The sequence below is a fragment of the Solibacillus cecembensis genome (genome assembly GCF_050272495.1).
In the GTDB taxonomy this organism is placed as follows: Bacteria; Bacillota; Bacilli; order Bacillales_A; family Planococcaceae; genus Solibacillus; species Solibacillus cecembensis.
This window is the reverse complement of the sequence record NZ_JBNNMF010000001.1, coordinates 341,064-368,009: the sequence shown is the minus strand read 5'-3', so window position 1 is coordinate 368,009 and position 26,946 is coordinate 341,064. Positions and strand designations below refer to the sequence as shown.

29 protein-coding genes and 2 riboswitches are annotated in these 26,946 nt (G+C 37.1%); of the genes, 21 read left to right on the top strand and 8 right to left on the bottom strand.

What is annotated here, in order from left to right; translation table 11 throughout:
• The coding region (locus ACQKIH_RS01935) for a hypothetical protein (protein ID WP_427763110.1) at positions 1–198 on the top strand (198 nt) is incomplete at its 5' end.
• 152 nt (positions 199–350) lie between these two features.
• Here ACQKIH_RS01935 and ACQKIH_RS01930 read toward each other — a convergent pair.
• Positions 351–2,084: a B12-binding domain-containing radical SAM protein gene (locus ACQKIH_RS01930; protein WP_427763109.1), complete on the bottom strand. Its 1,734-nt coding sequence runs from the start codon at positions 2,082–2,084 to the stop codon at positions 351–353.
• A 166-nt stretch (positions 2,085–2,250) separates the two neighbouring features.
• On the opposite strand from ACQKIH_RS01930, the gene ACQKIH_RS01925 reads away from it, so the two are divergent.
• Together ACQKIH_RS01925 and ACQKIH_RS01920 are read left to right on the top strand one after the other, a co-directional pair.
• On the top strand, positions 2,251–3,708 hold the full coding sequence (locus tag ACQKIH_RS01925; RefSeq protein ID WP_427763108.1) for an ATP-binding protein: 1,458 nt from the start codon (positions 2,251–2,253) through the stop codon (positions 3,706–3,708).
• Positions 3,709–3,847: 139 nt separating this feature from the next.
• Positions 3,848–4,294 (top strand): MarR family winged helix-turn-helix transcriptional regulator, encoded by a 447-nt coding sequence (locus ACQKIH_RS01920; protein ID WP_057985581.1) that lies wholly within the window; start codon positions 3,848–3,850, stop codon positions 4,292–4,294.
• A gap of 32 nt (positions 4,295–4,326) precedes the next feature.
• Here the strand turns inward: ACQKIH_RS01920 and ACQKIH_RS01915 are convergent, their stop codons facing one another.
• From ACQKIH_RS01915 to ACQKIH_RS01905, 3 genes are all read right to left on the bottom strand, one after another.
• On the bottom strand, positions 4,327–5,010 hold the full coding sequence (locus ACQKIH_RS01915; RefSeq protein WP_427763107.1) for a chemotaxis protein: 684 nt from the start codon (positions 5,008–5,010) through the stop codon (positions 4,327–4,329).
• A 55-nt stretch (positions 5,011–5,065) separates the two neighbouring features.
• Positions 5,066–5,677: a CPBP family intramembrane glutamic endopeptidase gene (locus tag ACQKIH_RS01910; protein ID WP_427763106.1), complete on the bottom strand. Its 612-nt coding sequence runs from the start codon at positions 5,675–5,677 to the stop codon at positions 5,066–5,068.
• A gap of 95 nt (positions 5,678–5,772) precedes the next feature.
• Positions 5,773–5,952 carry a YkvS family protein gene (locus ACQKIH_RS01905; RefSeq protein WP_057985587.1) on the bottom strand — a complete coding sequence of 60 codons (180 nt, stop codon included), beginning with the start codon at positions 5,950–5,952 and terminating at the stop codon, positions 5,773–5,775.
• A gap of 438 nt (positions 5,953–6,390) precedes the next feature.
• Here ACQKIH_RS01905 and ACQKIH_RS01900 point away from each other — a divergent pair, with 438 nt between their 5' ends.
• The 4 genes from ACQKIH_RS01900 (at position 6,391) to ACQKIH_RS01885 (ending at position 8,920) form a co-directional block, all read left to right on the top strand.
• On the top strand, positions 6,391–6,615 hold the full coding sequence (locus ACQKIH_RS01900) for an S-layer homology domain-containing protein (protein ID WP_427763104.1): 225 nt from the start codon (positions 6,391–6,393) through the stop codon (positions 6,613–6,615).
• Between the two features lie 482 nt (positions 6,616–7,097).
• Positions 7,098–7,286, top strand: coding sequence for a hypothetical protein (locus ACQKIH_RS01895; protein ID WP_057985593.1), 189 nt, complete (start codon positions 7,098–7,100; stop codon positions 7,284–7,286).
• A 93-nt stretch (positions 7,287–7,379) separates the two neighbouring features.
• Positions 7,380–7,565 (top strand): Spo0E family sporulation regulatory protein-aspartic acid phosphatase, encoded by a 186-nt coding sequence (locus ACQKIH_RS01890; RefSeq protein ID WP_427763102.1) that lies wholly within the window; start codon positions 7,380–7,382, stop codon positions 7,563–7,565.
• 341 nt (positions 7,566–7,906) lie between these two features.
• Positions 7,907–8,920: a VanW family protein gene (locus ACQKIH_RS01885; protein ID WP_427763100.1), complete on the top strand. Its 1,014-nt coding sequence runs from the start codon at positions 7,907–7,909 to the stop codon at positions 8,918–8,920.
• 195 nt (positions 8,921–9,115) lie between these two features.
• On the opposite strand, the gene ACQKIH_RS01880 is transcribed toward ACQKIH_RS01885, so the two are convergent.
• On the bottom strand, positions 9,116–10,288 hold the full coding sequence (locus ACQKIH_RS01880) for an endonuclease Q family protein (RefSeq protein ID WP_427763099.1): 1,173 nt from the start codon (positions 10,286–10,288) through the stop codon (positions 9,116–9,118).
• A 321-nt stretch (positions 10,289–10,609) separates the two neighbouring features.
• On the opposite strand from ACQKIH_RS01880, the gene ACQKIH_RS01875 reads away from it, so the two are divergent.
• The 10 genes from ACQKIH_RS01875 (at position 10,610) to ACQKIH_RS01830 (ending at position 19,420) form a co-directional block, all read left to right on the top strand.
• A complete protein-coding gene (locus ACQKIH_RS01875; RefSeq protein WP_427763097.1) occupies positions 10,610–10,897 on the top strand; it encodes a hypothetical protein in 288 nt (95 codons plus the stop codon).
• A 193-nt stretch (positions 10,898–11,090) separates the two neighbouring features.
• Positions 11,091–11,225, top strand: a complete 135-nt coding sequence (locus ACQKIH_RS01870; RefSeq protein WP_427763096.1) for a hypothetical protein — start codon at positions 11,091–11,093, stop codon at positions 11,223–11,225.
• Positions 11,226–11,633: 408 nt separating this feature from the next.
• A riboswitch (TPP riboswitch) is annotated at positions 11,634–11,734 on the top strand.
• Between the two features lie 69 nt (positions 11,735–11,803).
• A riboswitch (TPP riboswitch) is annotated at positions 11,804–11,903 on the top strand.
• Positions 11,904–11,967: 64 nt separating this feature from the next.
• Positions 11,968–12,651: a thiaminase II gene (gene tenA, locus ACQKIH_RS01865; protein ID WP_427763095.1), complete on the top strand. Its 684-nt coding sequence runs from the start codon at positions 11,968–11,970 to the stop codon at positions 12,649–12,651.
• Complete coding sequence (gene thiM / locus ACQKIH_RS01860) at positions 12,638–13,393, top strand: hydroxyethylthiazole kinase (RefSeq protein WP_427763093.1); 756 nt, start codon at positions 12,638–12,640, stop codon at positions 13,391–13,393. The genes tenA and thiM overlap by 14 nt, the downstream gene beginning before the upstream one ends.
• Complete coding sequence (thiD, locus tag ACQKIH_RS01855; protein WP_427763091.1) at positions 13,390–14,214, top strand: bifunctional hydroxymethylpyrimidine kinase/phosphomethylpyrimidine kinase; 825 nt, start codon at positions 13,390–13,392, stop codon at positions 14,212–14,214. The genes thiM and thiD overlap by 4 nt, the downstream gene beginning before the upstream one ends.
• Positions 14,201–14,845 carry a thiamine phosphate synthase gene (thiE, locus tag ACQKIH_RS01850; protein WP_427763090.1) on the top strand — a complete coding sequence of 215 codons (645 nt, stop codon included), beginning with the start codon at positions 14,201–14,203 and terminating at the stop codon, positions 14,843–14,845. Before thiD ends, thiE begins: the two co-directional genes overlap by 14 nt.
• 147 nt (positions 14,846–14,992) lie before the next feature.
• Complete coding sequence (aac(6'), locus tag ACQKIH_RS01845; protein WP_427763088.1) at positions 14,993–15,427, top strand: aminoglycoside 6'-N-acetyltransferase; 435 nt, start codon at positions 14,993–14,995, stop codon at positions 15,425–15,427.
• Between the two features lie 192 nt (positions 15,428–15,619).
• The gene (locus ACQKIH_RS01840) at positions 15,620–16,177 is read left to right on the top strand and encodes a sigma-70 family RNA polymerase sigma factor (protein WP_427763086.1); all 558 of its coding nucleotides are present in this window, start codon (positions 15,620–15,622) and stop codon (positions 16,175–16,177) included.
• Between the two features lie 52 nt (positions 16,178–16,229).
• Complete coding sequence (locus ACQKIH_RS01835) at positions 16,230–16,955, top strand: ABC transporter ATP-binding protein (protein ID WP_427763126.1); 726 nt, start codon at positions 16,230–16,232, stop codon at positions 16,953–16,955.
• Positions 16,955–19,420 carry an ABC transporter permease gene (locus ACQKIH_RS01830; protein ID WP_427763084.1) on the top strand — a complete coding sequence of 822 codons (2,466 nt, stop codon included), beginning with the start codon at positions 16,955–16,957 and terminating at the stop codon, positions 19,418–19,420. Before ACQKIH_RS01835 ends, ACQKIH_RS01830 begins: the two co-directional genes overlap by 1 nt.
• Positions 19,421–19,490: 70 nt before the next feature.
• Here ACQKIH_RS01830 and ACQKIH_RS01825 read toward each other — a convergent pair whose 3' ends face one another.
• From ACQKIH_RS01825 to ACQKIH_RS01815, 3 genes are all read right to left on the bottom strand, one after another.
• Positions 19,491–20,114: a DUF2238 domain-containing protein gene (locus ACQKIH_RS01825; protein ID WP_427763082.1), complete on the bottom strand. Its 624-nt coding sequence runs from the start codon at positions 20,112–20,114 to the stop codon at positions 19,491–19,493.
• A gap of 241 nt (positions 20,115–20,355) precedes the next feature.
• The gene (locus ACQKIH_RS01820) at positions 20,356–21,378 is read right to left on the bottom strand and encodes a DUF4179 domain-containing protein (RefSeq protein ID WP_427763081.1); all 1,023 of its coding nucleotides are present in this window, start codon (positions 21,376–21,378) and stop codon (positions 20,356–20,358) included.
• Entirely contained in the window at positions 21,375–21,938 is a 564-nt protein-coding gene (locus tag ACQKIH_RS01815; RefSeq protein WP_427763079.1) for a sigma-70 family RNA polymerase sigma factor, read from the bottom strand. Before ACQKIH_RS01815 ends, ACQKIH_RS01820 begins: the two co-directional genes overlap by 4 nt.
• Before the next feature lie 444 nt (positions 21,939–22,382).
• Here ACQKIH_RS01815 and ACQKIH_RS01810 point away from each other — a divergent pair, with 444 nt between their 5' ends.
• The 4 genes from ACQKIH_RS01810 (at position 22,383) to ACQKIH_RS01795 (ending at position 26,944) form a co-directional block, all read left to right on the top strand.
• The gene (locus tag ACQKIH_RS01810) at positions 22,383–23,144 is read left to right on the top strand and encodes a 3D domain-containing protein (protein WP_427763077.1); all 762 of its coding nucleotides are present in this window, start codon (positions 22,383–22,385) and stop codon (positions 23,142–23,144) included.
• A gap of 207 nt (positions 23,145–23,351) precedes the next feature.
• Positions 23,352–24,218, top strand: a complete 867-nt coding sequence (locus tag ACQKIH_RS01805; RefSeq protein ID WP_427763076.1) for an NAD(P)-dependent oxidoreductase — start codon at positions 23,352–23,354, stop codon at positions 24,216–24,218.
• A 119-nt stretch (positions 24,219–24,337) separates the two neighbouring features.
• Entirely contained in the window at positions 24,338–25,243 is a 906-nt protein-coding gene (locus ACQKIH_RS01800; protein ID WP_427763074.1) for a chemotaxis protein, read from the top strand.
• Positions 25,244–25,402: 159 nt separating this feature from the next.
• Positions 25,403–26,944 carry a Ppx/GppA phosphatase family protein gene (locus tag ACQKIH_RS01795; protein WP_427763072.1) on the top strand — a complete coding sequence of 514 codons (1,542 nt, stop codon included), beginning with the start codon at positions 25,403–25,405 and terminating at the stop codon, positions 26,942–26,944.
• Positions 26,945–26,946 lie beyond the last annotated feature (2 nt).

Genomic DNA, 26,946 nt, shown 5'->3' with positions numbered 1-26,946 from the left:
AAGATTAAACGGCTTGAGCCCCTTAGAATACAGGGCTCAAGCCGCATAAAGAATTTTTATTATTCCCGCTGTCTACTTGACAGGGAGCAGTTCAACCAAGTGGAGGGCTATTTTATTTTGATGGGAATTATAAATAACATAAAAATGAGAAATATTGTTATGACCCCAAATTTGACCCCTATCGTAAATACAAAATAACAAATCATAAAACAACAAAAAATAAAAACACTATTTTATATAGTAGAAAAATAAATAAAAACACATAAAATAACCACGCTTTAATGCGTGTTATTATTGGGTAAATAAAAAACGCTTCAAAATCGACGAATCGATTTTGAAGCGTTTTATTTTTAGTTAAACGTATAAAAATAAGGTGCTTGTCCATTGCGGAAGTACGTGAACAAATAGCCTGTTTTTTTCGTAGGTTGTCCAAGTGTGTACGTTGCTAAATCAAAATGGAATGGCAAAATTAACGAGTGCTTGAATAAATCACGTTCATTCACCATCATATCAGCAAAGTCAGTACCAACTACTGCTGGATTTTCTTTAATACGTGCGTAAACAGCTTTCATTTCCTCTTCTGTTAAACGATCCTGCCACCACGATTTGCGCGGCTGGAATTGTTGTGCAAGTAAATAATCGTATTTCATCAAGCTAATGACGATGTCTAAATCAACATGATCGAGCGTTTTTAAAAATTCGATTAAACGATTGAATAAATCTTCTAACTGATGCCCGATACGTGACCAGCCTTTCGTTTCCCAATACGTGCCGAAGTTTTGGAAGAAATCAAAAGGTGTTTCAAATACATGAGCTACTAAATATTCGATTGTATTGTCCATGCGATGGGCATTCCAATATTTCTCTAAAACATCCTCAGCATGTTTAATGCGAACAATATCATCAAATGTTAACACGTTATTTGAGAATATTTCATACGGTGCAATATCAACATACGTATAACCGAATTTTTTAGCTTCCATACGTAAGCCGGTTCCACGTAATAGTTTTAAGAAACCGAGTTGTAGCTCTTCAGGACGCATCTCAAATACATCATTAAATGTTTTGCGGAAAGAAGCATAATCTTCCTCTGGTAAGCCCGCAATTAAATCTAAATGTTGATCAATTTTTCCGCCATCTTTGACCATCGTTACAGTGCGTGTCAGCTTTTCAAAGTTTTGACGACGTTTTACTAAATCATTCGTTAAATCATTCGTCGATTGAACACCAATTTCAAAACGGAAAAGGCCTCTTGGTGCATTGTCATTTAAAAATTGGATGACTTCAGGACGCATAATATCTGCCGTAATTTCAAATTGGAATACAACATTTGGCTTATGCTCATCAATTAAAAATTGGAACATTTCCATTGCGTAGCTGCGACTAATGTTGAATGTACGGTCAACAAATTTAATCGTTCGTGCGCCATTGTCCATTAAATAACGGATATCTTCTTTAATTTTCTCTCGATTAAAGTAGCGAACACCAACTTCGATTGAAGACAAGCAAAATTGACAGCTAAAAGGGCAGCCGCGACTTGTTTCAATGTACTGAATTCTTTTACCTAGATGTGGTAGATCATCATCAAAACGGAAAGGAGATGCCAATTCACGTAAGTCAATTTTAGCTGGCTGTGCGTGGATTCTAACTTTATTGTCTTGTAAATAACAAATTCCAGGTACTTCTTCTAAAGAAATTTCATCATTAAAATAGTGTAATAATTTTTTGAAGGACAATTCACCTTCACCCATAATAATAAAGTCAATTTCTTTATTTTTCTTTAACCAATCATGTACATCGTAGGATACTTCTGGACCTCCGAGCACAATTTTAACATCAGGTAGTACAGTTTTGAGCATTTGGATGACTTCGATTGTTTCCCGGATATTCCAAATGTAACAGCTAAATCCAATAACATCGGGTTTCATTTGAAATAGATCTGAAACGATATTAAAGGCAGGGTCTTTAATGGTATATTCGGCCAAAACACTATCAAATTCAGGCTGGGCGCTAGCTTTGAGGCAGCGAATAGCTAAATTTGTATGGATGTATTTGGCGTTTAACGTACTTAAAACTATTTTCATAATTATTATCTCCTCTTCATATATTCTATTGTAGCAGTCCATTAATAGGCAAACAATATGATATATTTTACCCATTTAATTATGTGGATTATTATGGAATAATTTAAGGTGTTTCGTAAAATAGTCTGAAAATTGAAATTCGTTAATTGTGGAGGTTTGTTAAAACATGGAAACTCATATTAATCATTTATTAGAGGGATTATTTCAGCAAGCAGATGAATTAATTGTTGCGTTAAAATGTTCTAGGGAATTAGTGTTCGTCAATAAGAAAGCTGAAGAAGTGCTTCAAATATCGGATACTAAATCAAGCCAATTACAACTAACAGATGAATCAATTTTGGAATGGGCTCATTTTATTGAAAAACTGCAACATGAACCAACTGCAAATTGTTCGATTACAATTATTAATCAAGAAAAAAGAGAAATGAGCATAACAATAGTTGGTAATCTGATTAAAGAAAAGCAAATTGTTTTTGGAAGAGTTACCTTGTGTAGCAACGTAGTGAAAAAAGAACTCATGGAAATGAATGGAATTATACCATTACAACGGTTGATTAATAGTATTTCGAATGGCGTATTGTTAACTAGTTTAAATGGCAAAATTTCAATAGCAAATCATACGGCTCTTGAGCTATTAAATCGAGACTTACGACAAATTGAAAATAGAAGTCATGATTGTTTATTTGAAGATTGCAGTTATGAGTCGCATCTTATTTTCAATTATTATGATAAATTATTTAAAAAAGAGACAGCTAAGATTATTGTAAAGAAGCATGATGAATTTGGAAGGATTAAGTACCTACATTTCGAGAGTAAAGTGGATGAAGGGCTAGGCATTATATTTACAAACATTACAGACCAAAGTGAAAAAGTATTACTGTTAGAAAAGGTTGCGCATCAAGAAACGTTGACGGTCGTAGGGCAAAATGTAGCAACCATTGCACATGAAATACGCAACCCTATGACATCAATTCAAGGATTTTTACAGATGATTAGAGCTTATTCTGGTGATACAAATCATGATTATTTTAATATTGTCGAATCTGAACTACAACGGATGGATGATTTATTAAAGGATTTATTGGACTTCTCAAAACCTAAAAAATTCGATTTAGCCTATGTGAATTTAAAAAATATCATGCATGAAGTCATCGATATTTTGCAACCAAAAGCGATTTTATCCAATACAATTATTGAATGTGAATATGATGATATTGGAGAACCGATCATATACGGAAATGAAAATCGCCTTAAGCAAATGATGATCAATCTCGTTAAAAATGCACTTGAGTCTGTAGAAATCGGTGGTTATATTCGAGTATATCTTGGGTATAAGTCAAAAGATTGCATCCAGTTCTCGGTTTCGGATGAGGGGCGCGGGATGGATAAAACGATGCTTGAAAATATTTTTGCCCCGTTTTACACAACAAAGGAAAAGGGGACTGGCTTAGGACTTCTACTTGTACAATCTGTAGTAGATGAGCACCGAGGACAAGTCACTGTTGAAAGTGAAGAGGGGAAAGGGACTATATTTATTGTTGATTTTGATCTTTCCAATAATACCTATATCGATAATATTAGCTTATTAAGTCATTTTAATGATTCAATGGAGAAAACTTCATAGGCTATATGTTTATCTTCAGCAGGAAACGCGTAACTCAATAGATGACACTAAGGTAAGTTTGATAAAATGGGGTTTTGACAAAGGTTTCTTTTCATAGCTATAATAAGCATACTAAATTCGAAATCGAGGAAGATTATTTATGGCATCAGATGAAATTAAACAATCCTTAAAACTATTTATCGTACTTTCAAGAGCACATAAAGCAATTAATGAATCTACAAATCAATTTATTCAAAAAAGTGGCGTTAACCCTACGGAATTTGCCGTGCTGGAGTTACTTTATCATAAAGGACGTCAGCCACTGCAACAAATTGGTAATAAAATTTTACTAGCGAGTGGTTCAATCACATATGTAGCGGATAAGTTAGAGAAACGTGGTTATTTAGCTCGTATTTCATGCCCAAGTGATCGTCGTGTGACATACGCGGAAATAACAGATGCGGGTGCTGCTTTTATGGGAGAGTTATTTCCAGAGCATGAACAACAATTACATGAATTATTAAGTGCGCTAACGAGTGAAGAAAAGGAAACAGCAATTGAGCTACTCAAAAAGTTGGGCTTATCAATTAAAGATTTATCATATTAAAAAGGGATGGTTTTATACCATCCCTTTTTGATTTATTGTATTGTTAAACCCATTTGTAAAAAGGCATCGGATAAATCTGCTTTTGGTGTGTCGTATATTGTCAGCTTGATTATTTTACCTTCATGTTCTAAGACAATGATTTGCACCTTTTCAGCTTCTAGAACCGTTTCATAGCCTACAAATTGTAGTAAATCCTTTTGATCTTTTAGTGAGTTAGTTAAATCAAGCTCACCATATTTTCCTTCTGGAGCGATTGCCGCCATTGTTTCTATGGCATTTGTTTTTACATCTTCAAAAGAAACATCCGCTTTGTTTAAAACTTCAATCCCCATTGATATCGTATCATCCGCCTTCAGATATAGTAAATCTTTATTAGGCTCTTCAGCAACTAACGTGAAATCCGCTGTGTGTTGAATGCTGTAGTTTGATTGCTCACTTGTAGAAGTTTGCACGTCTTGCTGCACTTTTTGTCCTTTGGATGTATAAGTAATAAGTGATTTTGTCGTATTATCTGTATTCTCTTCTGGCTGTTTCTCTTCTGGTGTACTTGTTGGTTGCTGATCGTCAGCATTCGTATCTTCAGGACTTGTTTGATCTAGTTGTTCGTCGGGAATCGTTGCCGGTGTTTCGGGAACGTCCTTTGTGTCTGTATTACAGGCTGCTAATAGCATAGAAAGTAAAATTACAGAACTTAAAATCGTCATACCTTTTTTCATCGTAATTCCACCTTTAGTTGTTTGTATGGGCAATTTTAGTTAATTGCTGCTAAGTTTAAGTTAATGGGAGTACTAAAAATAATAATAAAACGAAAACGACATGTGAAACGATAATTAAGGGTAAACTTTTTTTCCATTCATATAGAGCACCCAATATTAAGCCAGCAACCATTGCTGCCATCGCACCAGGGATAAATCCGCTAATCGCTAAAGACAACGAAAATAGAAGCGTAGAAACGAATACAGCCCACATAGGAGAGGTATAGCGTTTTAACTGTTGCTGTACATAGCCTCGCCAAAACATTTCTTCTCCTGTTGCAATAATAAAAATCAACATCAGGTAATGAAAAATATTATCGGGACCATAAACCGTCAAAAATTTAGCGATTTCATTTGAGAAATCAGCATTGATGAATGGTAATAATAGAGAGCCTAATTTCACTATGCCATAAATAATTGTGCCATATCCTATACCGAACAGTAAATATTGCCATGTCGGTAGTCGATCTTCAAATTTACTTGCAACTAAAGAAATCGCAATTCCAACGAGTAACGTAAAGGTATATAAATACCAGAAAATTGCTTTTTCATGAAATGTGAAGAACATCATACTGTAAATAAAAACTAAAGCCAGAAGGAGTAAAATTGTTTGTTTATGATTTTTCATTATGAACATGACCTCCTAAACTTATCGTATCAAAAAAAAGCCCTTTTAGCATCTTATCGACGCTAAAAAGGGCAATTTTTATCCTTATTTTACTCTTAGGCATTTAAAATCTTATAGCGTTTATGATTTACAACGGTTTTCCCTTCCATTTCTAAGTCATGGAAGTTCTCCATCATTGTAATATCGACTATTACAGAATTTTCATTTACTTTTTCGACTATTCCTTTGAGACCATCTTTAAACTCGATAATATTTCCAACTTCTGCAATTCTCATTAGCAGTCAGCTCCTTCATCGACTAATAATTAACAGTTTGCAATAAAAAGTGACTTTCGTAAAGGCTTTTTTGAATTTTTTCATAATTTAGTAAGAAATTTAGTTTATTTTCTATATAAGTTAAACAAAAGATTCTATCCTTCTGATGTAAGTTTTCTAACAAAGCTTCTAATTAAAGTATGTGCTAGTTTAGGCTGGCTAAGCACATGAGGCGCACAGCTTTGTTAGCACAAATCTATACGACTCATCTGTGTGCTTTGTGCAAGGCCAGCCTATTTAAAGTTTTGCTTCTGAAACTTTCCGGATTTGTTGCGCCGCTGCCGTGGGAGGCGGCGTCACTCTTAATAGGTTTTGTCCCATTAGGAAAAGTATATCCCACTTTTTTTTGTTATTGAGGAGCAAGTTACCCGCGCACAAATCGCGCTAATCATTGCACGTGTGTATGCACTACAAACAGGTGAAACATACGAAGCAGCCAAAGCGCCTTATACCGATTTTGGTAACTACGACGCAGAAACGATCAACGCAATCTCCATGCTGTATGAACTGGATATTGCAACTGGATTTGAGGGGGAATTTAATCCAAAAGATTCAACAACACGCGGCCAAGCAGCCAAAATATTTATGAATTTTCTTGAGAGTATAAAAACAAGGAACAACTAAAATACACCCCCGAATTCTCTTGTAGAATTCGGGGGTGTATTTGTATGTAGACAATCCCCCAACTTTCGCATCCCGAAATGTCGAGGTGGAGGGGTGTTCAAAAATGATAGGTCGTACCTTTACCATGCAAATTTTTTAAGGACAAACAAATACCTATCTAAATCCTTAGACAACTAGTTATATTACAAAATTTAGGTGAGCAATCAATTGCAAAAGTTGAGGTTTTATCATATTGTTTATTATATTGATGTGATGGGTATAAATAAATTAACTTGATGCAGCAGTAGTCCTCCACGTCTATAAATAGGGGACGAATACAAAAAATGTACTTATTTTAGCAAGGGGTCATACCTTGGCTGAATCAAGTTAAGCTCCCGGCGGATGTTACAGATTTTAAGGGGAGCTTTTCGAGCAAGCTCGAAAAAATCTGAACTCAATTACGCCGAGGCGTAATTGATTAAAATAAAGTGAGGTAATTTTGAATGGAAGATGTAAAACAAATGTTGGATCAACTTCGCAATGGAGAAGTTGAAAAAATTCATATAAATAAGGCGAACTTTTTACAATTTCGTGAACAACTAATAAAGGACGAACAATTTAAGTATTTTCGTGGAGAAGCCAAACAAGGTGGCGACGTGATTTATACGTTTTTGAAAGAGCCAAGAGCATAAAAAATGTCGAAAAATGAAAAATGATTTTTTTGAATGAGCAGCAAAAAGGAAGTATAATTATGTTGAGTAATTAACACGATTGGAGGTAGGGAATTGGACGACGCAATATTAATAGCACTCGAAGCGAAGCGGCAGCTAATGATCAAATCAGGCATGGAAAATGGGCTGCAAAGTTTAGAAACCATTAATTTAAGTAAACAAGTCGACCGTCTAATAAATGCATTTGAAGAGCAACAACAACATGAAAATACACCTAATTATTTTAGACAATCAAATTAAAAAAATTAATATCCAAAATAATTAAAATAAATGTTTATAAAATAAATAGTAGGGAATATTAATATTGAACACAGCAACATTCTCATTTCCCCCTTTAGAGTAGAAGCGTAAATCGCAGCTGCTCTCTTTTTTTGTCTATACGACAGAAAGGGATGAATTTCTATTTGCTACGTACAAAAATCCACTCATATGAGCCAGCTTTATTATTAAAATCAGCCCAGTAAGTCAATAATAATTATAAGTAAAAAAGCACAGCCGCACATGCGTACTTGCTTTTGCATAAAATGCCAAAGTGATATCAAATATCCACTTTAAAATATGAAGGCTAGAGGTAAATTAAGATGAAAAAAAACTTTATCTTACTAATTATTTTGTGTTCCGTTGTATTAGCTAGTTGTTTGGGCTCTTCAGAGAAAGAGGCGCCTATCACTGAAACTGAGCGTAAAGTCGAACAAGTGCAGCAAGTAACCCAATATGAAAATGCCGTCATACAAGAACAGATTAATAATGAAACAGTAGCTACACAGCCTGTTGAAATTAAATTACTTGATCCCAATACGTCCACAGTAATTAAAACGATTATGCCGATGGAGCTCGGTTACGAAAAGGATTTCACAGCCTATGTAAAGGCAATTGAAAAGATGGCGAAGGAATTAGCGAGAGGTTCTGCAACTGTAACAGGTTATGATAAGAAAATGGTGCTTGATAAACTAGGGGAAGATGGCAGGATTATTAAGGGAAGTCCTTTAGTTGTCTTGAAAGAAAGTGAATTAGTAGAGAAAATATTGGCCACATCTGATGAAAGTACGACGGTTACATTACCATTGTATTTGACCGAAAGTAATTATAGTGCCGCCAATATCGAAAGCTTGGATGATGTAGTCATTGCCTCGTATACAACTTATTTTAAAACTGCGAATGCGGGGAGAAATAAAAATATCGAGCTCTCAGCAAAGGCTATTCACAACCTCATTGTCGGCAGTGGTGATTTTTTTTCTTTTAATTTAAATGTGGGGCCTAGAGATGTAGAGAGTGGCTATCAACCGGCACACGAAATTATTAATAAGAAGCTTGTAATGGGCATTGGCGGAGGAATTTGCCAAACATCGTCCACGCTTTTTAACGCGGTGGATCAAGTGCATATTGCCACGCTGGAAAGACATCATCATTCATTAGATGTAGGCTATGTACCGCAAGAAAGAGATGCTACAGTTTCCTATGGCTCACTGGATTACCGTTTTCAAAATGTAAGTGGAGTGCCTTTTATTATAAAAGCGATTTATAGAAATGGCTCGCTAACAGTAGAATTAAGAACATCAGAGGATTATGTGGAGATGCTGAAAAAGAACGAATAACTTGCTTTAGCAGAGCTAAATCAAGTTATTGCCCCGGCGGATGTCACAGATTTTTAAAGGAGGAAGTCAGCCTAAAGACGTCACATCGTGTGACAACGGCTGACTGACCCACGTCCTGTGGGCCCTCGAAAAAATCTGGACGCAATTACGCTGAGGCGTAATTGATATTAATGAAAAAAGAAAGGTTCAATTCAGTCATTCGAATTGAACCTTCCCATAAACCCCGCCACCACCAACCGCGAATTGTAATTGACCTGTTCTCGCTAAATCAATTCTTTCGGCAATTCTTTGCGGGACGACCGTCGCTAATTGTTGAACGGTTGTGCGATGTATAATATCCATCTCGGTACCAAATGCGGTGAGTAGCTTTTGCATCACTTTTGGACCGATTCCTGGAATGAAATCTAATGGTACTTGATGGACGTAGGGCGGTCTTTTTCGTTCTGTTACATGATCATCAGAGGAAAGTTCCTGTATGCGCGTTGCCACACCTTTGATAATTTGTTTACTGTCGCATTCAGGACATTGCTCAGCATCCTCCTGCACATGATGTCCACACTTGGCACATACCGTTTGATGATATTTCCCGAGTAACGGATGTAACCCATAATTTGCGCTCACAGTTCGATTCTCTATATTGTGCAATGCCTTTTTCAACTCTACAAAATTAGCATCCTCTACATACAATGTTTGATATTCCCGCGCCATTTTTCCGAGAGAGTGAGCATCGGAATTGGTGACAAATGTATAGTGTTCAAGCTCTTTTATTTTACTGACCATCTCGGTATCAGAGCTAAGACCCAGTTCAATTGCATCAATCATCGTCGGATCAAATACTTCTGTTAAGCTTTGCAGCACACCTTTTCCATATAAACTTTTAAACGGCGTAAAAACATGCGCTGGGATAAACAGGCCACCGAGTTCAGTGACATTGTTTTGCAATGTTTTTGCGTCACAGTAAATACGCTGTGAGCTCAGGTTTATATTCGTTACATGTTGACTCATCCAATCTGAAAATTCCTTCATGAGCATAATGGTTGGGAAAAAAGCGAGTACATGAATCGGTCCGTGGCAATTTGTATCATAAATTTCAATTTCAGAACCTAAAATGAGTGTTGTATTGTCATATCGCAGTCCCCCTTCAGCAAGTGGTACAAGTGAACCTTCTGCTATTAAGTGCTCCAATTCCTCTAATACCCCTGGTGAATGACAGTCGATAATCCCAATTAAATCGAGCCCTTTTTGTGAACTGGCCGTTTGTAAAATATTCGCCAAAGTTAAGTTTTTACTACCCGTAATTTTTACTGCGCGTCCATTAAACGTGCGACCGATGTGTATATGCAAATCTGCATAAAAGTTTTTTAACACGTTCTATTTTCTCCACCTTTCTAAATTAAGGATGTGTTATTACATTTGAGTTATACGATGGAATAATTCCCTGTTTTTTAGTTATTCAAAAGAACGATGTCTATTGTGTAAAGATAATAAAGTTGTTAAGTATTCCTTCATTCACTTACGGGGGATTTAGTTGAACAGTGCTTTTACAACGTCAAGTTAAGAAAAGCCCCCAACGACGCTTTGGGAACTAATGTTATACTTAAGAGTGTTTCGTAATAATAAAGTAAAATTACAATGTATTAAGTTGTTCCGCAAATGGGTCATTATGTGGCATTACTAAGGAGGGGTTTTATGAATTCTTTGGTTATATTCCTTTTAGTTCTCTTTACCCTTAATGTATTTGTTATCTTTTTATCAAGATTATTGAATTGGTTGGTATGGATGATGGCGGGTGTTATTTTTATTATTTCTTCTCCAATAGTTCTAGTTCTGACAATGAATAACGTTAGTCGTAATGTTGGAGATGGATTTGCAGCTGCTGTGGCGGGGCTTACTTTTGGTGGACTTTTGATTGCTAATGCAATTATTTTATTCATTGTGGCAATTTTTGTGAGAAAAAAGGAAAACAAACTGGTTTAGAGTATTCTGCAATCAGGCGAAAACGTTCCCAAATGGAAGCTTGGTAACATTTCAAACAGCGACAGGCACTGTTAAATCAGTGTTTGTCGCTGTTTTTATTAAAAAATAACGCTCTGAAACGCTGCGAGAACTCATTTTAAAGGGTAAAATGAGTTAATTATATTTTTAAAAATAGAGATGAGGGTTAAAGACATTGGAATTTATTATTACACTTGGGGTTGTTATTATTGCAATTTCTTGTTTATCTATTGATGCGAAAATGAGAGAAAATAGTAAACGAGATAAAGAGATAATTTCTTTACTCAAAGAAATAGCTCAGAAAAAGTAGAAAGTTCATACACTATTCAGTATTACTTACGGTATACATAGCCATGCAAAATAACGTTCCCAAATCGAAGTTTGGGGATAAAATAGAACACCTGAAATGTCGTCACACCAATGTTTTAGGTGTTTTTCAGTATTTCATTCATATACACCTATTTATGCACAATTGTTTAAACAGAGAAACAACAAGGTTTTCAATGTTATTTAAAAGAAATTGCACTGTATCAAACTTTGTATAATATCTTGCATATACAGCAGAATCTTTAACGTTCTAAATCAACCTATTCCTATAACATAACCATTTCGTTATCCGACTGATTCATAACTATCAGGAAATTTATTGCTATTTGTCAAAAGTTAAATAAAAACTATTGGCAATTCAATGGGAATAATGATAGCATAAAAGTAATTAAAATATTTGCGGGGGGACGCTATATGCGTTGAGAAGGCTAAAACCTGACCCTTGGAACCTGTTCAGTTAACACTGGCGTAGGGAGCAAAGTACATAGCGATTCGTCTATTTCGCATTTTTGTACGTGAGCTCTCCTTTATGGGGGCTTTTTGTTTTTTTCCAAGTAAATATTCTAATAGCGGGGGGACGCATATGCGTTGAGAAGGTTAAAACCTGACCCTTAGAACCTGTTCAGTTAATACTGGCGTAGGGAGCAATGAGTAAGACGCTTCTTTGCTATACGCAAATAGAAGCGTTTTTTTTGTTCTTAAGCCTACCACAAGGAGGAACAATGATGACATTTTGTGATGAGGTAAGAAAAGAAACAGATTTATACTGGGAAGGAAGCTTTGAGCACCCATTTGTAAAGGGACTTGTTGATGGCACGCTCCCAATTGAAAAATTCAAATATTATATGATGCAAGACGCTTATTATTTAAAGCATTACACAAAAGTGCTAGCGATTGCAGCTTCTAAAGCGGATCATCATGATGATATTACGTATTATCTGGATAATGCACGCTTTATTAACGAAGCAGAGCTTGAATTGCACCGCACCGTTTTTGCAGAACTGGGTGTTTCGGAAGAGGAGCTCCAAGCGTTTGAGCCGGCACCTGCTGCTTATAATTATGTAAGTCATATGTACAATGCTGCACATAATGGTAATGTTGCCGAAGCTTTTGCGGCGATGTTCCCATGTCCGTGGTTATATCAGGAAATCGGTGAAAAATATAAAGAGGCAAAACCAGGTGTTAAGCTATATGAGGATTGGATAGCGATGTATAGCGCGGACGATTTTAAAGCGACAATTGATTACCAAAAAGCGCTGATGAATCGCTATGTCAAAGAACAACCTGATAAAACTGCTATTTTTAAAGCGCATTTCGTCAAAAGCTGTTATTACGAATGGAAGTTTTGGGAAATGCCTTGGACATTAGAAAACTGGGAAAATGAGGTCGCGCAATATGACTTTGCATAAAATTCATCTGAAAAAACCGCTCGTTCATTGTATAACGAATTATGTAGTTGCTAATTTTACTGCAAATGGCTTGCTGGCAATCGGCGCATCTCCTGTCATGGCAGATGACAAGGATGAAGTGACAGAAATGGTCGCAATGGCAGATGCACTGTTAATTAATATTGGGACAATCAATTCATGGACGTTTGAGGCGATGTTGATTGCTGGAAAAAGGGCGAATGAATTAAATGTTCCGATTGTACTTGATCCGGTAGGGGTTGGTGCTACGGTATTCCGAAAAAAGATCGTTCAACAATTGCTTGAGCAAATCCATTTTGACGCCATTCGCTGTAATGTGGGTGAACTTGCAGCAATTGCGGGTGTCCAGTGGCAATCAAAAGGTGTCGACAGTGGATCAGGTGACATGGATACAGTTGCAGTCGCGAAGCAAGTAGCGAAAAAATGGCAGACAATCGTTATTGTAACGGGAGAAACGGATGTTGTAACGGATGGCCATGTAGTGGAGCAAATTACTGGTGGCGATGCACGAATCACGCAAATTACAGGTTCTGGCTGTTTACTAAGTGCTATTTGCAGTGCGGCACTAAGTGTTGAAGGTAATCAAATAATAATTTTACAGCAAGTTTTACAACAATATAAACAAATTGCGGCAGAAGGTAGTAGTGAAGCGCAGTATATCGGTTCCGTACAAGTGAATGTTTTAAATGGTCTTGAAAAATACGCCTTGAAGGAGCAACTATGAATATTGTTATGACGATTGCAGGTTCAGATAGTAGTGGTGGGGCAGGTATACAGGCAGATTTAAAAACGTTTCAGGAACTTGGTGTTTACGGGACGACGGTCATTACGGCTTTAACGGCTCAAAATACATTAGGTGTGTCGAGTATTTTCCCAGCGACGCCTGACTTTATTCAAGCTCAAATGGAGGTGGTATTGGCAGATTTGTCTGTAACTGCTATGAAAACGGGGATGTTATTTTCAACGGATATTATTAACGCCGTTGCGGAGGTTTTACAGCAAGTGGACGTACAGCTCGTCGTTGATCCAGTGATGATTGCAAAGGGGGGCGCGAGTTTATTGCAGCAGCAAGCGGTTGAAGCGCTTAAAACAAAACTTATCCCATTAGCAACGGTGCTGACACCTAATATTCCAGAAGCAGAAGTTCTTACAGGAATGACGATTTTAACGACAGCGGATATTCAAGCAGCAGCACAGCAAATTTTGCAGCTAGGTGTGCAATGCGTAGTGATGAAAGGTGGTCATTTAGAAGGTAGTGAAGCGGTAGATACGGTATTTTTCCAAGATGGCTCAACCTTTTCTTTGAGGAGTGAGCGCATTTCTACACAGCATACACATGGCACGGGCTGCACGTTTTCAGCTGCAATCACGGCTTTTTTAGGGAAAGGCTATGCTGTACGAGCTGCCATCATTGAGGCGAAGAGATTTATTCAGGCAGCCATTGAAAATCCATTAAACATTGGCAATGGCAATGGACCGACCAATCATTTTGCCTATAAGCAAGTAACAGCGAAAAGTGAGGTACAGCTTGTTGAAACGACATGATTTAGATGTGTATTTTATTATGGGAACGAATAATTGCAGCGGGGACCCACTCTTTATTTTAGAGAAAGCATTACAAGCAGGTATTACGATGTTTCAGTTACGTGAAAAAGGTGATGGTGCATTAACGGGTGTAGAGCTCGTGCAGTTCGCCAAAAGCTGTCAGAAGTTATGTCGACAATATAATGTGCCATTTATCGTCAATGATCATGTCGAATTGGCGTTGGAGATGGTTGCGGATGGTGTCCATGTAGGGCAGGATGATAGGAACTTAGCGCAAATTCGGACATTATTCCCTGGGAAATGGATTGGTGTGTCTGTGCATTCGATGAAAGAAATGGATGCGGCGGTAACAGGTGGTGCCGATTACGTTGGGATTGGACCGATTTTTGAAACGACTTCTAAGCTTGATGCGAAAGGTGCGGCAGGTGTCACGTTTTTATCGCAAGCAAGAGCAACTTATTTATCTTATCCGATTGTTGCGATTGGCGGTATTACAGCGGAAAATGCACGTGAAGTTCGCGCAGAAGGGGCTGATGGGGTAGCTGTTATTTCGGCTATTTGTCAAAGCACCGACATAATGGAAACGGTGAAAGCATTGAAGTATCATTCGTTAAGTTCGTATAAGAATTAATAGGGATATTTGATTGTATAAAGTTAAGAAGTGCTTTTGTCATTTTTGATGAAATCCGCTTCTTAATTTTTTTAGTGGATTAAGTAGGTTGCAGTGGATTGTAAGCGATATAATGAAGCCAATGTGTAATAAATAGGGGGAATTAATATGTTTAAAAAAGCTACTTTAGATGATGTACCAACAGTCACAAAGCTTGCTTTAGAATTATGGCCAGATAATGATATGGAACCATTGGCTAATGAAATGAAAGTGATTATTGCACAGTCAGATGCAACGATTATTTTGGCGTATAATGAACAACAAGCGATTGGTTTTGCGCAGTGCCAAATACGCAATGATTATGTGGAAGGTACAAATACAAGTCCAGTTGGTTATTTGGAAGGCGTTTATGTAAAGGATGCATTCCGTAAGCAAGGGGTAGCTAGGGAATTAATCGCCACTTGTGAACAATGGGCGAAAACACAAGGCTGTCATGAATTTGCTAGCGATTGCGAACTGCATAATGAAGAAAGCCTCTCGATGCATATTCGTTTAGGATTTATAGAAGCGAATCGCATTATTTGCTTTACTAAACAACTTTAAATTTTCATATCTTCCCCTGTATAAACGGAGCAAGCTAAGCCTTTATACAGGGGATTTTTTATTTGGAAAACGTCTAGATTGGAATAGCAATTCCACCTAATTTATGGTGGTAATATAAATTAATTGTAAAAAGTTGAATCGAAATCCAAAAATCTGGAGTCTAATAGGTGAAAGGGGGCGACGCGTATCGTAATGATCCATACAAGTTTAGTTGAAAAAGCACAGCAAGGGGATGAACAATCCTTTTATGAACTAATCGAACCTTTGCAAAATCAACTTTACCGAATCGCGTATGTGTATGTCCAAAATGAAGATGATGCCGTGGATATATTTCAGCAATCAGTTATCCGTGCATATGAAGCACTACCAAATTTGAAGGAATTACAACACTTCTCGACTTGGATGACCCGCATCGTAATTAATTGCAGTAAAACATACATACAGAAAACGAAATATACCCAATTAACCGAGCCACAACAATTTGATTCCTATGCAGCGGCTGATCAATCGACCAATATAGAAGAAGGAATTGATTTGTGGCAGGCATTATCTCAATTAGAAGAAAAATATAAAACGGCTTTGCTGCTTCGTTTTTATCAAGATTATACAGTGAAAGAAATAGCAACGATTTTAGAACTGCCAGAAGGTACGGTGAAAACGAATATTCGTAGGGGATTACAGCGTTTGCGACAATTATTAAAGGGGGCTTACATAGATGAATGGGTTCAATCCGTTGAAGGAAATCATTGAAAAAATTCCGGTTCCACAATCGAGGTTAACAGAAGTTTTACGTATTGAAGGCATGTCGAAAGTGTTTAAGCAAAAGGAGCACGCGGTTAATGCATTGAGAAATGTCCATTGCACCATTTATCAAGGGGAAATGGTGGCCATTATGGGGACGAGTGGCTCTGGGAAAAGTACGCTCCTTAATATGATCAGTGCAATTGATGAACCGACTGAAGGTACACTCTTTTTATTTGGTGAAGAAGCGAATGCTATTTATAAAGAGCCACGCGCATCAAACTTTCGTAAAGAAAATATCGGTTTTATCTTTCAGTCGTTTCATTTATTGAAAGATTTAAATGTCGAGGACAATATTGCGTTACCGCTTATATTAAATGATATCCCGAGCAAGGAAATTAAAGTGCGGATTGAAGAAACGATGCAGCAATTGGGCATATACAATTGGCGTAAACATCGCCCACATGAGCTATCAGGTGGGCAAAAGCAGAGGGTAGCGATTGCACGTGCCATTATTAAGAAACCACCGATTTTACTTGCGGATGAGCCAACCGGTGCGCTCGATGTGAATACAACGGACGATATTTTGCGCTTGCTCGTTGATATACAAAGTGCGGGGCAAACAATTTTACTCGTTACGCATGATCCGTATGTTGCGACCTATGCCAATCGCGTGCTGTTTTTCCATGACGGTGCCATTGTGGATTCCTACCAAAATGAACAAACAGAGGCTGATTTAGACGCGATTCTTGCTAAATTTAAGATTGTCTCAAGAGGTGAACATTAATGTTTAACTTAAAAACAATTGCCTTTAAATTATTTCGCGCGGCAACTACTCAAATCGTCACAAGTATAAGTATCATCGCCGTTTCAGTTTGCTTAATTATGACGATGTCGATGTATATTTGGAATGGCAAAGCGCAAATGGAAGGGGAAATGCAGGCGTTACTTGGCGATGCAGAAATGTTCGTTGGCTATAATCCAGATCAAAAACAATGGGTGACCGCCGACCAAGTTGCTGCGATAGAAATGATGGAAGGTGTAACAGGTGTATCACCTATACTGTTAGCGCATACGAATGTGGAGGGACAATTGCCGAGTGTTTATACGGTCGGAGTGGAGGATGATGCACTCGTAAAAAGTCGTTATAATTATGAAGAAAATATACAGGCAAATGAAGTCGTCATTTCTCAAAAAATCGCCAAGCTTTTCAAGAAAGAAGTAGGCGACACAATCGACATTGAATTCGAGCCATTTGTCGTGAAAGAAATATTAACACCATTACCTGGTGGCTCGGATGTAGAAATGGCTATCTTTGCAAATGATACAGTAAAAAAATGGTTGTCTGCCACCGAACAGGATGTCGGTAAATATGCACTTATTGACCTGCATAAAAGCGCTTCACCTGAATATATTACAGAGCTTTTAACGAAATTAGATAGCGAGCTACGCATTGATATCGTCAATGAATACGATTTTGTAAAAAGGAATTTTCAAGCATTAGCTATTTTTATGATTGTGTTATCGGTCTTTGTATTATTAATTACGTCGGTATTATTAATGTCGACATTCCAGCTCGTGTTATTTAAATTGAAGGAACAGTTAACGGTATTACGTGCGCTCGGTGCAACGACAAAACAAGTTGGTCAAATTGTCCAAGCGCAACTCATGGCTATTTTATCAATTGGCTTAGCATTTGGTGTCCTGTTTAGTTTAGCTGTCATCAAATTATGGCTGCCATTCCTTGTGGATAAGATGCAATTACCCCCAGCACGAACGGAATTTCCGATTTGGCTAGCGCTCGTCATCGCGGCTGCTCTTTTTGTTGTTCTATTTGGAATCATCCAGCGACAAGTGCAAAAAAGTATGCGCTTATTGCCATTGCAAATTATGACGGACAATCATGACACTGAATTGCGCTTTACGAAGGGGAAGCTTTTCGTAATTGGGAGCGTCGCAGTTATCGCGTTACTTTGCTTTTTAACGGGGCTCGTTGAAGGCAATTCTGGGAAAAGCGCACTGCAAATATTAATAGGTAGCATACTCATCACGTTAATTATTTTGTATTTAATGCCTTATTTATTTAGTATGCTATTAAAAGTTGGGTTGCAGCCAGTAAAGATGCTATTCGGCAAAGAGGCTTATTTAGCATGTCAGCAATTAATGCCGCAAGTTCGAAAAAATATGCCGATTGTATTAAGTATTATTGGATTAATGGTCATTCTGATTTTCGGGACAACATTAGTTAAAAGTTCAAAAGAGAATGAGAAAGACTATATCGGATATTTATATGAAGCACCGGTAGTAATCAAAAATGATTTATCGGATCCAACGTTTACGAATGATATCGTAAAAGAAATTGAAGCATTACCTTCTGTTGACTATGCCTATGAACGAAGCAGTCATACTTCTGCAGACTTATTTTTGAACGGCGACTGGGATGCTGTTCATTCCCAAGCAGTTGACATTGAGCAGTTAATCGAACGTGGTGAAATACCTGAAATAGCAGGTCCAGTAGATGAAGGAATCATTGTCGCAACAGATTTTGCAAAATTGGAAGGATTAAATGTTGGTGATGAAATTCGTTTAGGTATATATAATTTTGACCTACAGCAAGTTGAAGAAATTGCACCTTCAAAAGTGGTGGGTATTATTGAACCGAAAAATACGAATAGTGATGTGTATTTTGACTGGTCATCTGAAATTGTTCAATTACCTCCGTCTATTCACCTCCGAGATATTATGGTGCAAACATCGGATATCGAGCAAACAATAAGTGAACTAAGCTTTCTACATGAGCGATGGCCGGCATTGAAGTTTTCAGACTATGACACATATACTGCTGAAATTGAACAGGTGTATTACCAACGTTGGAGCTTACTTATGGGTGTATTAATTGTGCTTGTAGCAGCGACTTGTTTAGGGGTTATTCAAACATTGCTCCATACGATTTATGGCAAGCGCTCAGATTATGCGATTCAGCGTTTAATCGGGCTCACACCAAATGGGCTCATGAAACTTATTTTATCGCAAGTGTTATCATTCATTTTATACGGTCTTGCTGTCGGCACGCTTATTGGAACAGCATTTACGAAATTATTATCGCTCGTCGATCAAGGCGCGCCGATTTTCTTTGATTTTAAAATACTGCTTGGCGTAAGTGCATTCTTTTTATTTGCGGTCATTCTTATTTTTAGCGTACAAGGGTATTGGATTAGTAGAAAAACGTTAGCAAATGAATTAGTAGAATAATATGAGCGGGATGTTTCAATTGTATTGGAGCATCCTGTTTTTATTGCTTTAGAAAATGGCTGAACGGCTACTAGTTGGATTTCCTTCGTAATAATTTATCATGCATTTTTGTGAAAATAAAGATAGTCAAAACCGACCCGATAAAGGCTAACAACATATCCCACTGAGCATCCCATTTATCACCTTGCATCCCTACAAAATCTTTTGATGAGTCGCTACCTTTTGAAATTTTTGTGCTCAGCCATTCAATAATTTCATACAGCGCGGCTATAGCTAACATAATGCTAATAGTAATAGTAGATAGCCAAGCACCCTTTTTTAATGGGGTAAAACTAATTAATATTTCTCTTACAACGATGGCACCTAATCCTTTTAAAAAATGACCAAGCCGATCATAGTTATTTCTTTTCATATTAAATTCATCTTGTAGCCAATTAAATAAAGGGACTTCAGAATAGGTGTAATGGCCACCGATAAAAGTGGTGATCGACAAAAGAGCGATAATACAATAAGCAAGAGTCGTGAATTTGAATTTATTATAAGTTGCAATGACAATAATAATTACACATACAGCTGGGCTGACTTCTGCAAGCCAATCTAAATAGTCTTTCGGATTAATGATTGACCAAATGAAAACAATCGCAACAATAATCAATAGCGATACATCGATGTTTTTTTGATTTGCTGAATTCAAATGAAGTCACCTCTTTTCAAAATCAGTATGGGGAGGGAAGGAATTGCTTATACAGCGTATTTTGGACTTCTAAAAACCAGATTACATATGTCGCGATTTATATTATTGTAAATTGAAAAAGAAACTACATACCTCTCACAGCTTTAACTGTTGGGGGAATGAGTTTCTTTTTTTATGAACACGGCTCCAACTAAAATTGATTTTCCACACGGTGAACCTGTTAACAAGTTTGATTATAGAATCACTTTAAATCAATCACAATCGGCTCTAACTCAATCTCAATATGTCCTTTACCATACATTAAGCTTGCAATTGCGACAGGTTGAATAAAGAGCTCGGTAGCGTCTTCATGAACTGCGCCAAAAGCGGTTGTACCTTCAAAAGTTCGGTAGCCATCGGATGTTTTACCACCACCGCCAGTACCCTCCATATATTGATTGCCAAGATTATCCGAAATATTGAAAACAGGTGTTACTTCTTTCCATTTTTTCAGCAAGCTTTCTTGAGCTTCTTGGTTGTAAGAAAGAATTGTTGAAACATCTGTGTATTCAATGGATTGAAGGGTAAAACTCACTTCTGAATTGGCAACTGTTTCATTCACAAGCTGCACGTTACCTGCTAAACGGTCGAGTGAAAAGGCAAATGACCAATCACCTTCGACTTCCATATTTGTACCGGTGTTATAAAAAGCTTCGGGCTGCCATGTGACTTCGACTGTTTCAGGATAGGCATCGTTTTTAAAACGAGGTGTGAAACTAGCAAGTCCTACATAACGACTGTCACTTATTTTTGTGATGCGATCACTTCCACCGCTGCCACTAGCTCCGACAACATCAAACCAGTGAGGTGCACGAACATGCATGGAATCACCAAAATTATGTTCCGTTTCAATCGCAAAGGATACGGTAATATTTGTCCCATCGTATACCGCATTATCAATCATAACGGTCATTCCATTGCTCGTTTGTGCCAAACCAATGCTATTTGAGAACGTTTCGAAATTCGTATATTGCTTATATTCATCATCAAAATAGCGAATGACATTATCCATAAATGGAAGCTGTGATGCGATGGAAGGGAAGGCAAAGCTTGTTGCAGCTGTCGCACTAATGAATAGAATGGCTGCTACGGATAGTTTGCGCCAAAGCGGTGTTTTCTTCCGTTTTTTTAGTACATGCTGTTTTACACGGGCTTTTTCCAAGTTCGTTACCTCTTCTAATTCAAGCTGATCCACATCGAGCTCCATCCATTTCTTTATGCTCATATTAATCGCTCCTTTAATTTGGGATTGGTCGCCAATACTTTTTTTCCACGGTATAGCCGATTATCAACAGCAGCTTTTGTTAACTCGAGTGAATCTGCAATTTCACTATTGGATAGTTCTAAATAGTATTTCATCATAAAGATATTGCGATCGAGTTCTTCTAATTGACTGAGTGCAAATAGAATTTCATTTTTCGCTTCTTTTTGTATAAGTTCGCGTTCAATTTGCAACGCGCCCGCTTTTTTTTCAAGCGGCGCATCAGATTGCTCATTGACTAGTTGTTTTTCATTTTGGCGATAACGATCAATGGCTTTATATTTGGTAATCATACTAAGCCACTTTTTGAAATCTTCAGGTTCTCCTTGAAATTGATTTGCATTTTGCCAGACGGCTAGAAAAACATCATTAATGCATTCATCAATATCTGAGCGTTTTTGATTGTGTAAAATTTTCATGGCAATCGTTTTTACGAGTGGCATATACGCATCAATAATGTACTCAAGTGCATCTTCTTTTTGTTTTTTTAATCGCAAAATAAAATTTGCCGGTTTACTTTTCATTTATTTCGCTCCCTTTTTTATTGAAAAAGCTTTTTCACTTAGTACAACGAGTGAATGTACAAATTATTCTCAAAAAGTAGATTGATTGTCGCTATTAGTATAACGAATAGATTTGCGTTATTAATGAATAATTCTATTTGGTTAAATGATGTTTGACGGATAGAAACTCAAAAGTGACGGATAGAAATTTAAAACTGATGGATAGAAATCAAAAAGTGACGGATAGAACCTTAAAACTGACGGATAGAAAGAAAATTCTAGCGGTTCTCGTCAAATTTCCGCGGTTATATAACATTTCCCACAATAAATTCTGTATGTAAAAATGCTTATTTAGAAGTGATTATTGGTATAATTTTCACCTTTTTCTTTAAATTATGTTTATTCCTTGTAATTTTGGGGCAACACTGGACGAAATTCACCAAATTATTACAGAGGAGGAGCATTATGTTGAAATTTAAAGCTTTTTTTATCTTTGCAATTATTGCAATTTCGATGAATTCGGTAACATATGCAGCGATAAATTATCCTGCGCCAATAAATGATAGCAATGTTGCCGATATATATGTCGATGGGAAAATGGATTTACACGATTGGAATGGGGTTAGTTTAGATTCAGGCGTCACCTTTAACGATGATCCAGTAGAAGAGGTTTATACAGTTGTAGAGGGAGATAATTTGTACCGCATTGCATTGGCACATGATATTCCAGTTGATTCACTTATGAGTCAAAATCAGTTAAACAATCATTTGATTTACCCTGGACAAGAGCTGACTGTTGAAGTACAAAATGTAGATGAAACGACTGTTGAGGAAAATGAGCCAGAAAAACAGGAGGAAATCGTCGTGACTACGAATAATCCACCACCTATAGTAGAAGCAAAAGAGGAAGAAGAGCCCCCTGAATCGAATGAGGGAAGTGCAGAAATGGTTATGACTGCAACGGCATATACGGCTTATTGTACAGGATGTTCTGGGACGACTGCTTACGGTATTGATTTGCGGGCCAACCCAAATCGAAAAGTAATCGCCGTGGATCCACGAGTCATTCCACTTGGCACAAAGGTATGGGTAGAAGGCTACGGGGAAGCAATTGCTGGAGACACAGGTGGAGCTATTAAAGGGAATAAAATAGATGTATTTATTCCTTCCTACGATAATGCGATAGCGTGGGGCGTTAAGACAGTAAAACTAAAAGTATTAAATTAACTTGCTTTCAATTGAATAAATGACGCTGCTATCTACACGATGTAGGTAGCAGTATTATCAAAATGGGCTTTGTGGAATGGGAAATTTAGTGTTTAAAAAATGCTTATATAGGGGAATTATTTAAATTATGAAACAATTATTTTTCGTTACATTGAACTTTGCCCTTGTTTTGGTAAAATGAAAGAAAAACAGTTGGGGGTATTGGTGATGGACGTGAAAAAGATTGGATTTGTTGGAACGGGTGTAATGGGTGCGAGTATTGTCAAACATTTATTAAATGCTGGACATGAAGTAACGATTTATACACGCACAAAAAGTAAGGCAGACGCATTAGTTTCACTTGGAGCAAAATGGGCTGAGACACCAGCATCAGCGAGTAATGGGCAACAAATTATTTTTACAATGGTAGGTTATCCAGCTGATGTGGATGAAGTGTATAACGGAGAGCATGGAATTTTTTCGACTGTGGCACCAGGTACGATTGTCGTGGATATGACAACATCAGAGCCTACATTGGCACAAAAGTTATATGAGAAAGCAAAAGAAATAGGTATACATAGTCTCGATGCGCCTGTATCAGGTGGGGACGTGGGGGCTAAAAATGGCACTTTATCGTTAATGGTTGGTGGCGATGAAGAAGTTTTCGAACAGTTAAAGCCGATTTTTGAAGTGTTTGGGCAAAATATTGTTTATCAAGGAAATGCAGGCGCGGGGCAGCATACAAAAATGTGTAATCAAATTGCGATTGCATCTGGCATGATAGGCGTCTGTGAAGCGATGGCATATGGCTTGGATGCAGGTTTAAAAATGGAAGATGTGTTGCGCTCAATTACTGCTGGAGCAGCTGGATCATGGTCATTATCCAATTTAGCACCACGCATTCTTAACGAAGATTTAGCACCAGGTTTCTATATTAAACATATGATTAAAGATATGAAAATTGCACTAGATGAAGCGCAACGTATGAATTTACAACTACCAGGCTTAAAGTTAGCAAAATCCATGTATGACAAACTGCTAGAAGAAGGTTGCGGAGAAAATGGTACACAAGCATTAATTAAGAGCTATCGTTAACTATACTATTTGATAATAATTATTCCATTTAGTGTCACAAAACGTATATATGACAATTTAATACCCTATGATACAATATAATTATATTAAACATGGTAGATTGGAAGGAGTGACATACTTTGGAGAACCAAAAAGGTATTTTACTAGAGAGTGGCACGAATGAACTAGAGATCGTTGAATTCGAAGTAGCAAATAATAAATTTGGTATTAATGTAATTAAAGTTAAGGAAATTATCCAACCGATTCCTGTTACATTTATTCCGCATGTGCATCCTCATGTGGAAGGCATTATTCAATTGCGTGGAGAGGTATTGCCGGTTGTGGATATGTTAAAGGTTTTAGGCATTCCATCGGATAACCGAAGTCCTCAGCAAAAATACATCGTGGCAGAGTTCAATAAACAGCGTGTTGTATTCCATGTGGATAATGTCACGCAAATTCACCGTATTTCATGGGATCAGATTGAAAAACCTTCTGATATGTATCAAGGTGGTACTTCTCAAGTAATCGGCGTTATTAAGCGTAATGAAGAAATGATTTTATTATTAGACTTTGAACGTATTATGGTCGATATTAATCCAGAATCAAGCATTAGTGTAGATGCGGTGAAAAAGCTTGGTAAGCGCGAACGTACGGAAAAGAAAGTCGTGATCGCGGAAGATTCACCTTTATTACGCAAATTGCTATTTGATACGATGACTGAAGCAGGCTATGTAAATACCGAGTTTTTCGAAAATGGACGAGATGCTTATGAATATTTAGAGGCACTTGTGAAGGCAGATAAAAATATCGAAAATCATGTACAAATCGTTGTAACAGATATTGAAATGCCACAAATGGATGGTCACCATTTAACGAAAAAAATTAAAACGCATCCTGATTTGAAAAAACTACCGGTTATTATTTTCTCTAGCTTAATTACAGATGATTTACGTCATAAAGGTGATCAAGTTGGAGCAGAAGAACAAATTTCAAAACCAGAAATTGCCGAGTTAATATTAAAAATGGATAAGCTAATTTTATAAATGTACAACGAATAAATTCTTCAGCTGTAAATGTAAAATTAAAAAGTTAAGCCGGATACTTGAAAAAGTAATTCCGGCTTTTTTAAAAAGGTGACTGTATGAATTTGTGTTAAAAGTAAATTAGTGTAACTAAATTCCAGCAAGAGGTGACAGCGTAAAATGGAAGATTTAAAAACAGCTATTCTTGATATTGGATCTAATACCATTCGCTTAGTGTTATATTCATATGATAAAAATGAAGGCTTACGTGAATTTGGCAATATAAAGACAGTCGCACGTTTAAGAACCTATATTTTGCCTAGTAGTGAAATGTCTGAGGAAGGGATTTGCCTTTTAGCGGATATATTGAATTCATTTAAGCTTATATTAGCTGATTATCGTGTAACCGATGTCAAAGCTGCCGCAACTGCCGCTGTAAGGCAAGCAATCAACAACGCTGAAATCATTGTGCGCATGCAGGAAGAAACGGGACTATCCATTGATATTTTAAGCGAAGAAGAAGAGGCTTATTATGGCTTTGTTGCAGTGGCTAATTCAATGAATACACCTTCTGCTCTTACAATTGATATTGGTGGGGGCTCCACGGAAATTACCGTATTTAAAAATAAAAAGTTGCAAAAAACAATTAGTTTTCCATTTGGCACGGTCTCTCTTATGCAAAAATTCGTACATGGTACGATCATTAGTACAGAAGAAAGAGAACAATTACGGAGCTTTGTCACGGAGCAATTTATGTCCATGGATTGGATTAAGGAAGTGCGTTTACCTGTCATTGCAATTGGAGGAAGTGCAAGAAATATCGCTCAAATCCATCAACAACAGGTGAACTATCCACTATCTGGTGTTCACCAATACGAAATGAAATTAAATAATTTAGTGGATTTACAAAAACAATTAACACAACTTAACTTTGAAGAGTTGAAGCAATTAGACGGTTTATCTTCGGACCGGGCAGATAGCATTGTCCTTGCATTAGAAGTTTTTATTGCACTAATGACGGTTGTACATACAAATGACTTCCAAATTAGTAAAAAAGGATTACGGGAAGGGCTTATCATTAGTCGTGTTTTACAGGGAAATCCACAAGCTTACGATAAAAATAATGTATTTGATGAAAATGCAAGGCGACTAGCATTGACCTATAATCGTTCTGAAAAGGAAATAAAAACACTTGTTCAGTTAGTGACGCAATTTTATAAGGAATGCTGTCAAAGCAATTTACTCAATTATGAGGAAGATGATTTACAGCTATTGAGAAGGGCTGCGCGTGTGTATGCCATTGGCGAATATATTGAACTAGATTCTTCCAGTCAGCATACGTTTTATTTAATTTCGAATCAATCCATTGATGGACTATCACATGTAGAGCGAGTGAAATTGGCATTAGTCGCTTCCTATAAAAATCGCGATTATTTCCAACGTTTTGCACAGCCTTTTGAAACGTGGATTTCAAAGGATGATTTAAAAAAATTGCGGGATTTTGGCGCGATGCTCAAGTTTGTGTATGCATTAAATATGACGAAACGAAATGTTGTAAAAAATGTAGCAATGGAAAAAGTAGAAGATCATATACAGTTGGTTATTTCAACGAGTGAACGGGCGATTGCAGAATCTGCGCAAGCTGAAAAACAAAAAAAGCATATTGAGCGCATATTTAAAAAAACAGTGCAACTAGTATTCAATGAAGAAGGGCGGAAATAGTA

What these genes read in the sequence shown, in the direction of transcription:
- ACQKIH_RS01930 (WP_427763109.1), bottom strand. Translation starts at nt 2,084, where the DNA reads ATGAAAATAGTTTTAAGTACGTTAAACGCCAAATACATCCATACAAAT.
- ACQKIH_RS01925 (WP_427763108.1), top strand. Translation starts at nt 2,251, where the DNA reads ATGGAAACTCATATTAATCATTTATTAGAGGGATTATTTCAGCAAGCA.
- ACQKIH_RS01920 (WP_057985581.1), top strand. Translation starts at nt 3,848, where the DNA reads ATGGCATCAGATGAAATTAAACAATCCTTAAAACTATTTATCGTACTT.
- ACQKIH_RS01915 (WP_427763107.1), bottom strand. Translation starts at nt 5,010, where the DNA reads ATGAAAAAAGGTATGACGATTTTAAGTTCTGTAATTTTACTTTCTATG.
- ACQKIH_RS01910 (WP_427763106.1), bottom strand. Translation starts at nt 5,677, where the DNA reads ATGAAAAATCATAAACAAACAATTTTACTCCTTCTGGCTTTAGTTTTT.
- ACQKIH_RS01905 (WP_057985587.1), bottom strand. Translation starts at nt 5,952, where the DNA reads ATGAGAATTGCAGAAGTTGGAAATATTATCGAGTTTAAAGATGGTCTC.
- ACQKIH_RS01895 (WP_057985593.1), top strand. Translation starts at nt 7,098, where the DNA reads ATGGAAGATGTAAAACAAATGTTGGATCAACTTCGCAATGGAGAAGTT.
- ACQKIH_RS01885 (WP_427763100.1), top strand. Translation starts at nt 7,907, where the DNA reads ATGAAAAAAAACTTTATCTTACTAATTATTTTGTGTTCCGTTGTATTA.
- ACQKIH_RS01875 (WP_427763097.1), top strand. Translation starts at nt 10,610, where the DNA reads ATGAATTCTTTGGTTATATTCCTTTTAGTTCTCTTTACCCTTAATGTA.
- tenA (WP_427763095.1), top strand. Translation starts at nt 11,968, where the DNA reads ATGACATTTTGTGATGAGGTAAGAAAAGAAACAGATTTATACTGGGAA.
- thiM (WP_427763093.1), top strand. Translation starts at nt 12,638, where the DNA reads ATGACTTTGCATAAAATTCATCTGAAAAAACCGCTCGTTCATTGTATA.
- thiD (WP_427763091.1), top strand. Translation starts at nt 13,390, where the DNA reads ATGAATATTGTTATGACGATTGCAGGTTCAGATAGTAGTGGTGGGGCA.
- ACQKIH_RS01840 (WP_427763086.1), top strand. Translation starts at nt 15,620, where the DNA reads ATGATCCATACAAGTTTAGTTGAAAAAGCACAGCAAGGGGATGAACAA.
- ACQKIH_RS01835 (WP_427763126.1), top strand. Translation starts at nt 16,230, where the DNA reads ATGTCGAAAGTGTTTAAGCAAAAGGAGCACGCGGTTAATGCATTGAGA.
- ACQKIH_RS01830 (WP_427763084.1), top strand. Translation starts at nt 16,955, where the DNA reads ATGTTTAACTTAAAAACAATTGCCTTTAAATTATTTCGCGCGGCAACT.
- ACQKIH_RS01820 (WP_427763081.1), bottom strand. Translation starts at nt 21,378, where the DNA reads ATGAGCATAAAGAAATGGATGGAGCTCGATGTGGATCAGCTTGAATTA.
- ACQKIH_RS01815 (WP_427763079.1), bottom strand. Translation starts at nt 21,938, where the DNA reads ATGAAAAGTAAACCGGCAAATTTTATTTTGCGATTAAAAAAACAAAAA.
- ACQKIH_RS01810 (WP_427763077.1), top strand. Translation starts at nt 22,383, where the DNA reads ATGTTGAAATTTAAAGCTTTTTTTATCTTTGCAATTATTGCAATTTCG.
- ACQKIH_RS01805 (WP_427763076.1), top strand. Translation starts at nt 23,352, where the DNA reads ATGGACGTGAAAAAGATTGGATTTGTTGGAACGGGTGTAATGGGTGCG.
- ACQKIH_RS01795 (WP_427763072.1), top strand. Translation starts at nt 25,403, where the DNA reads ATGGAAGATTTAAAAACAGCTATTCTTGATATTGGATCTAATACCATT.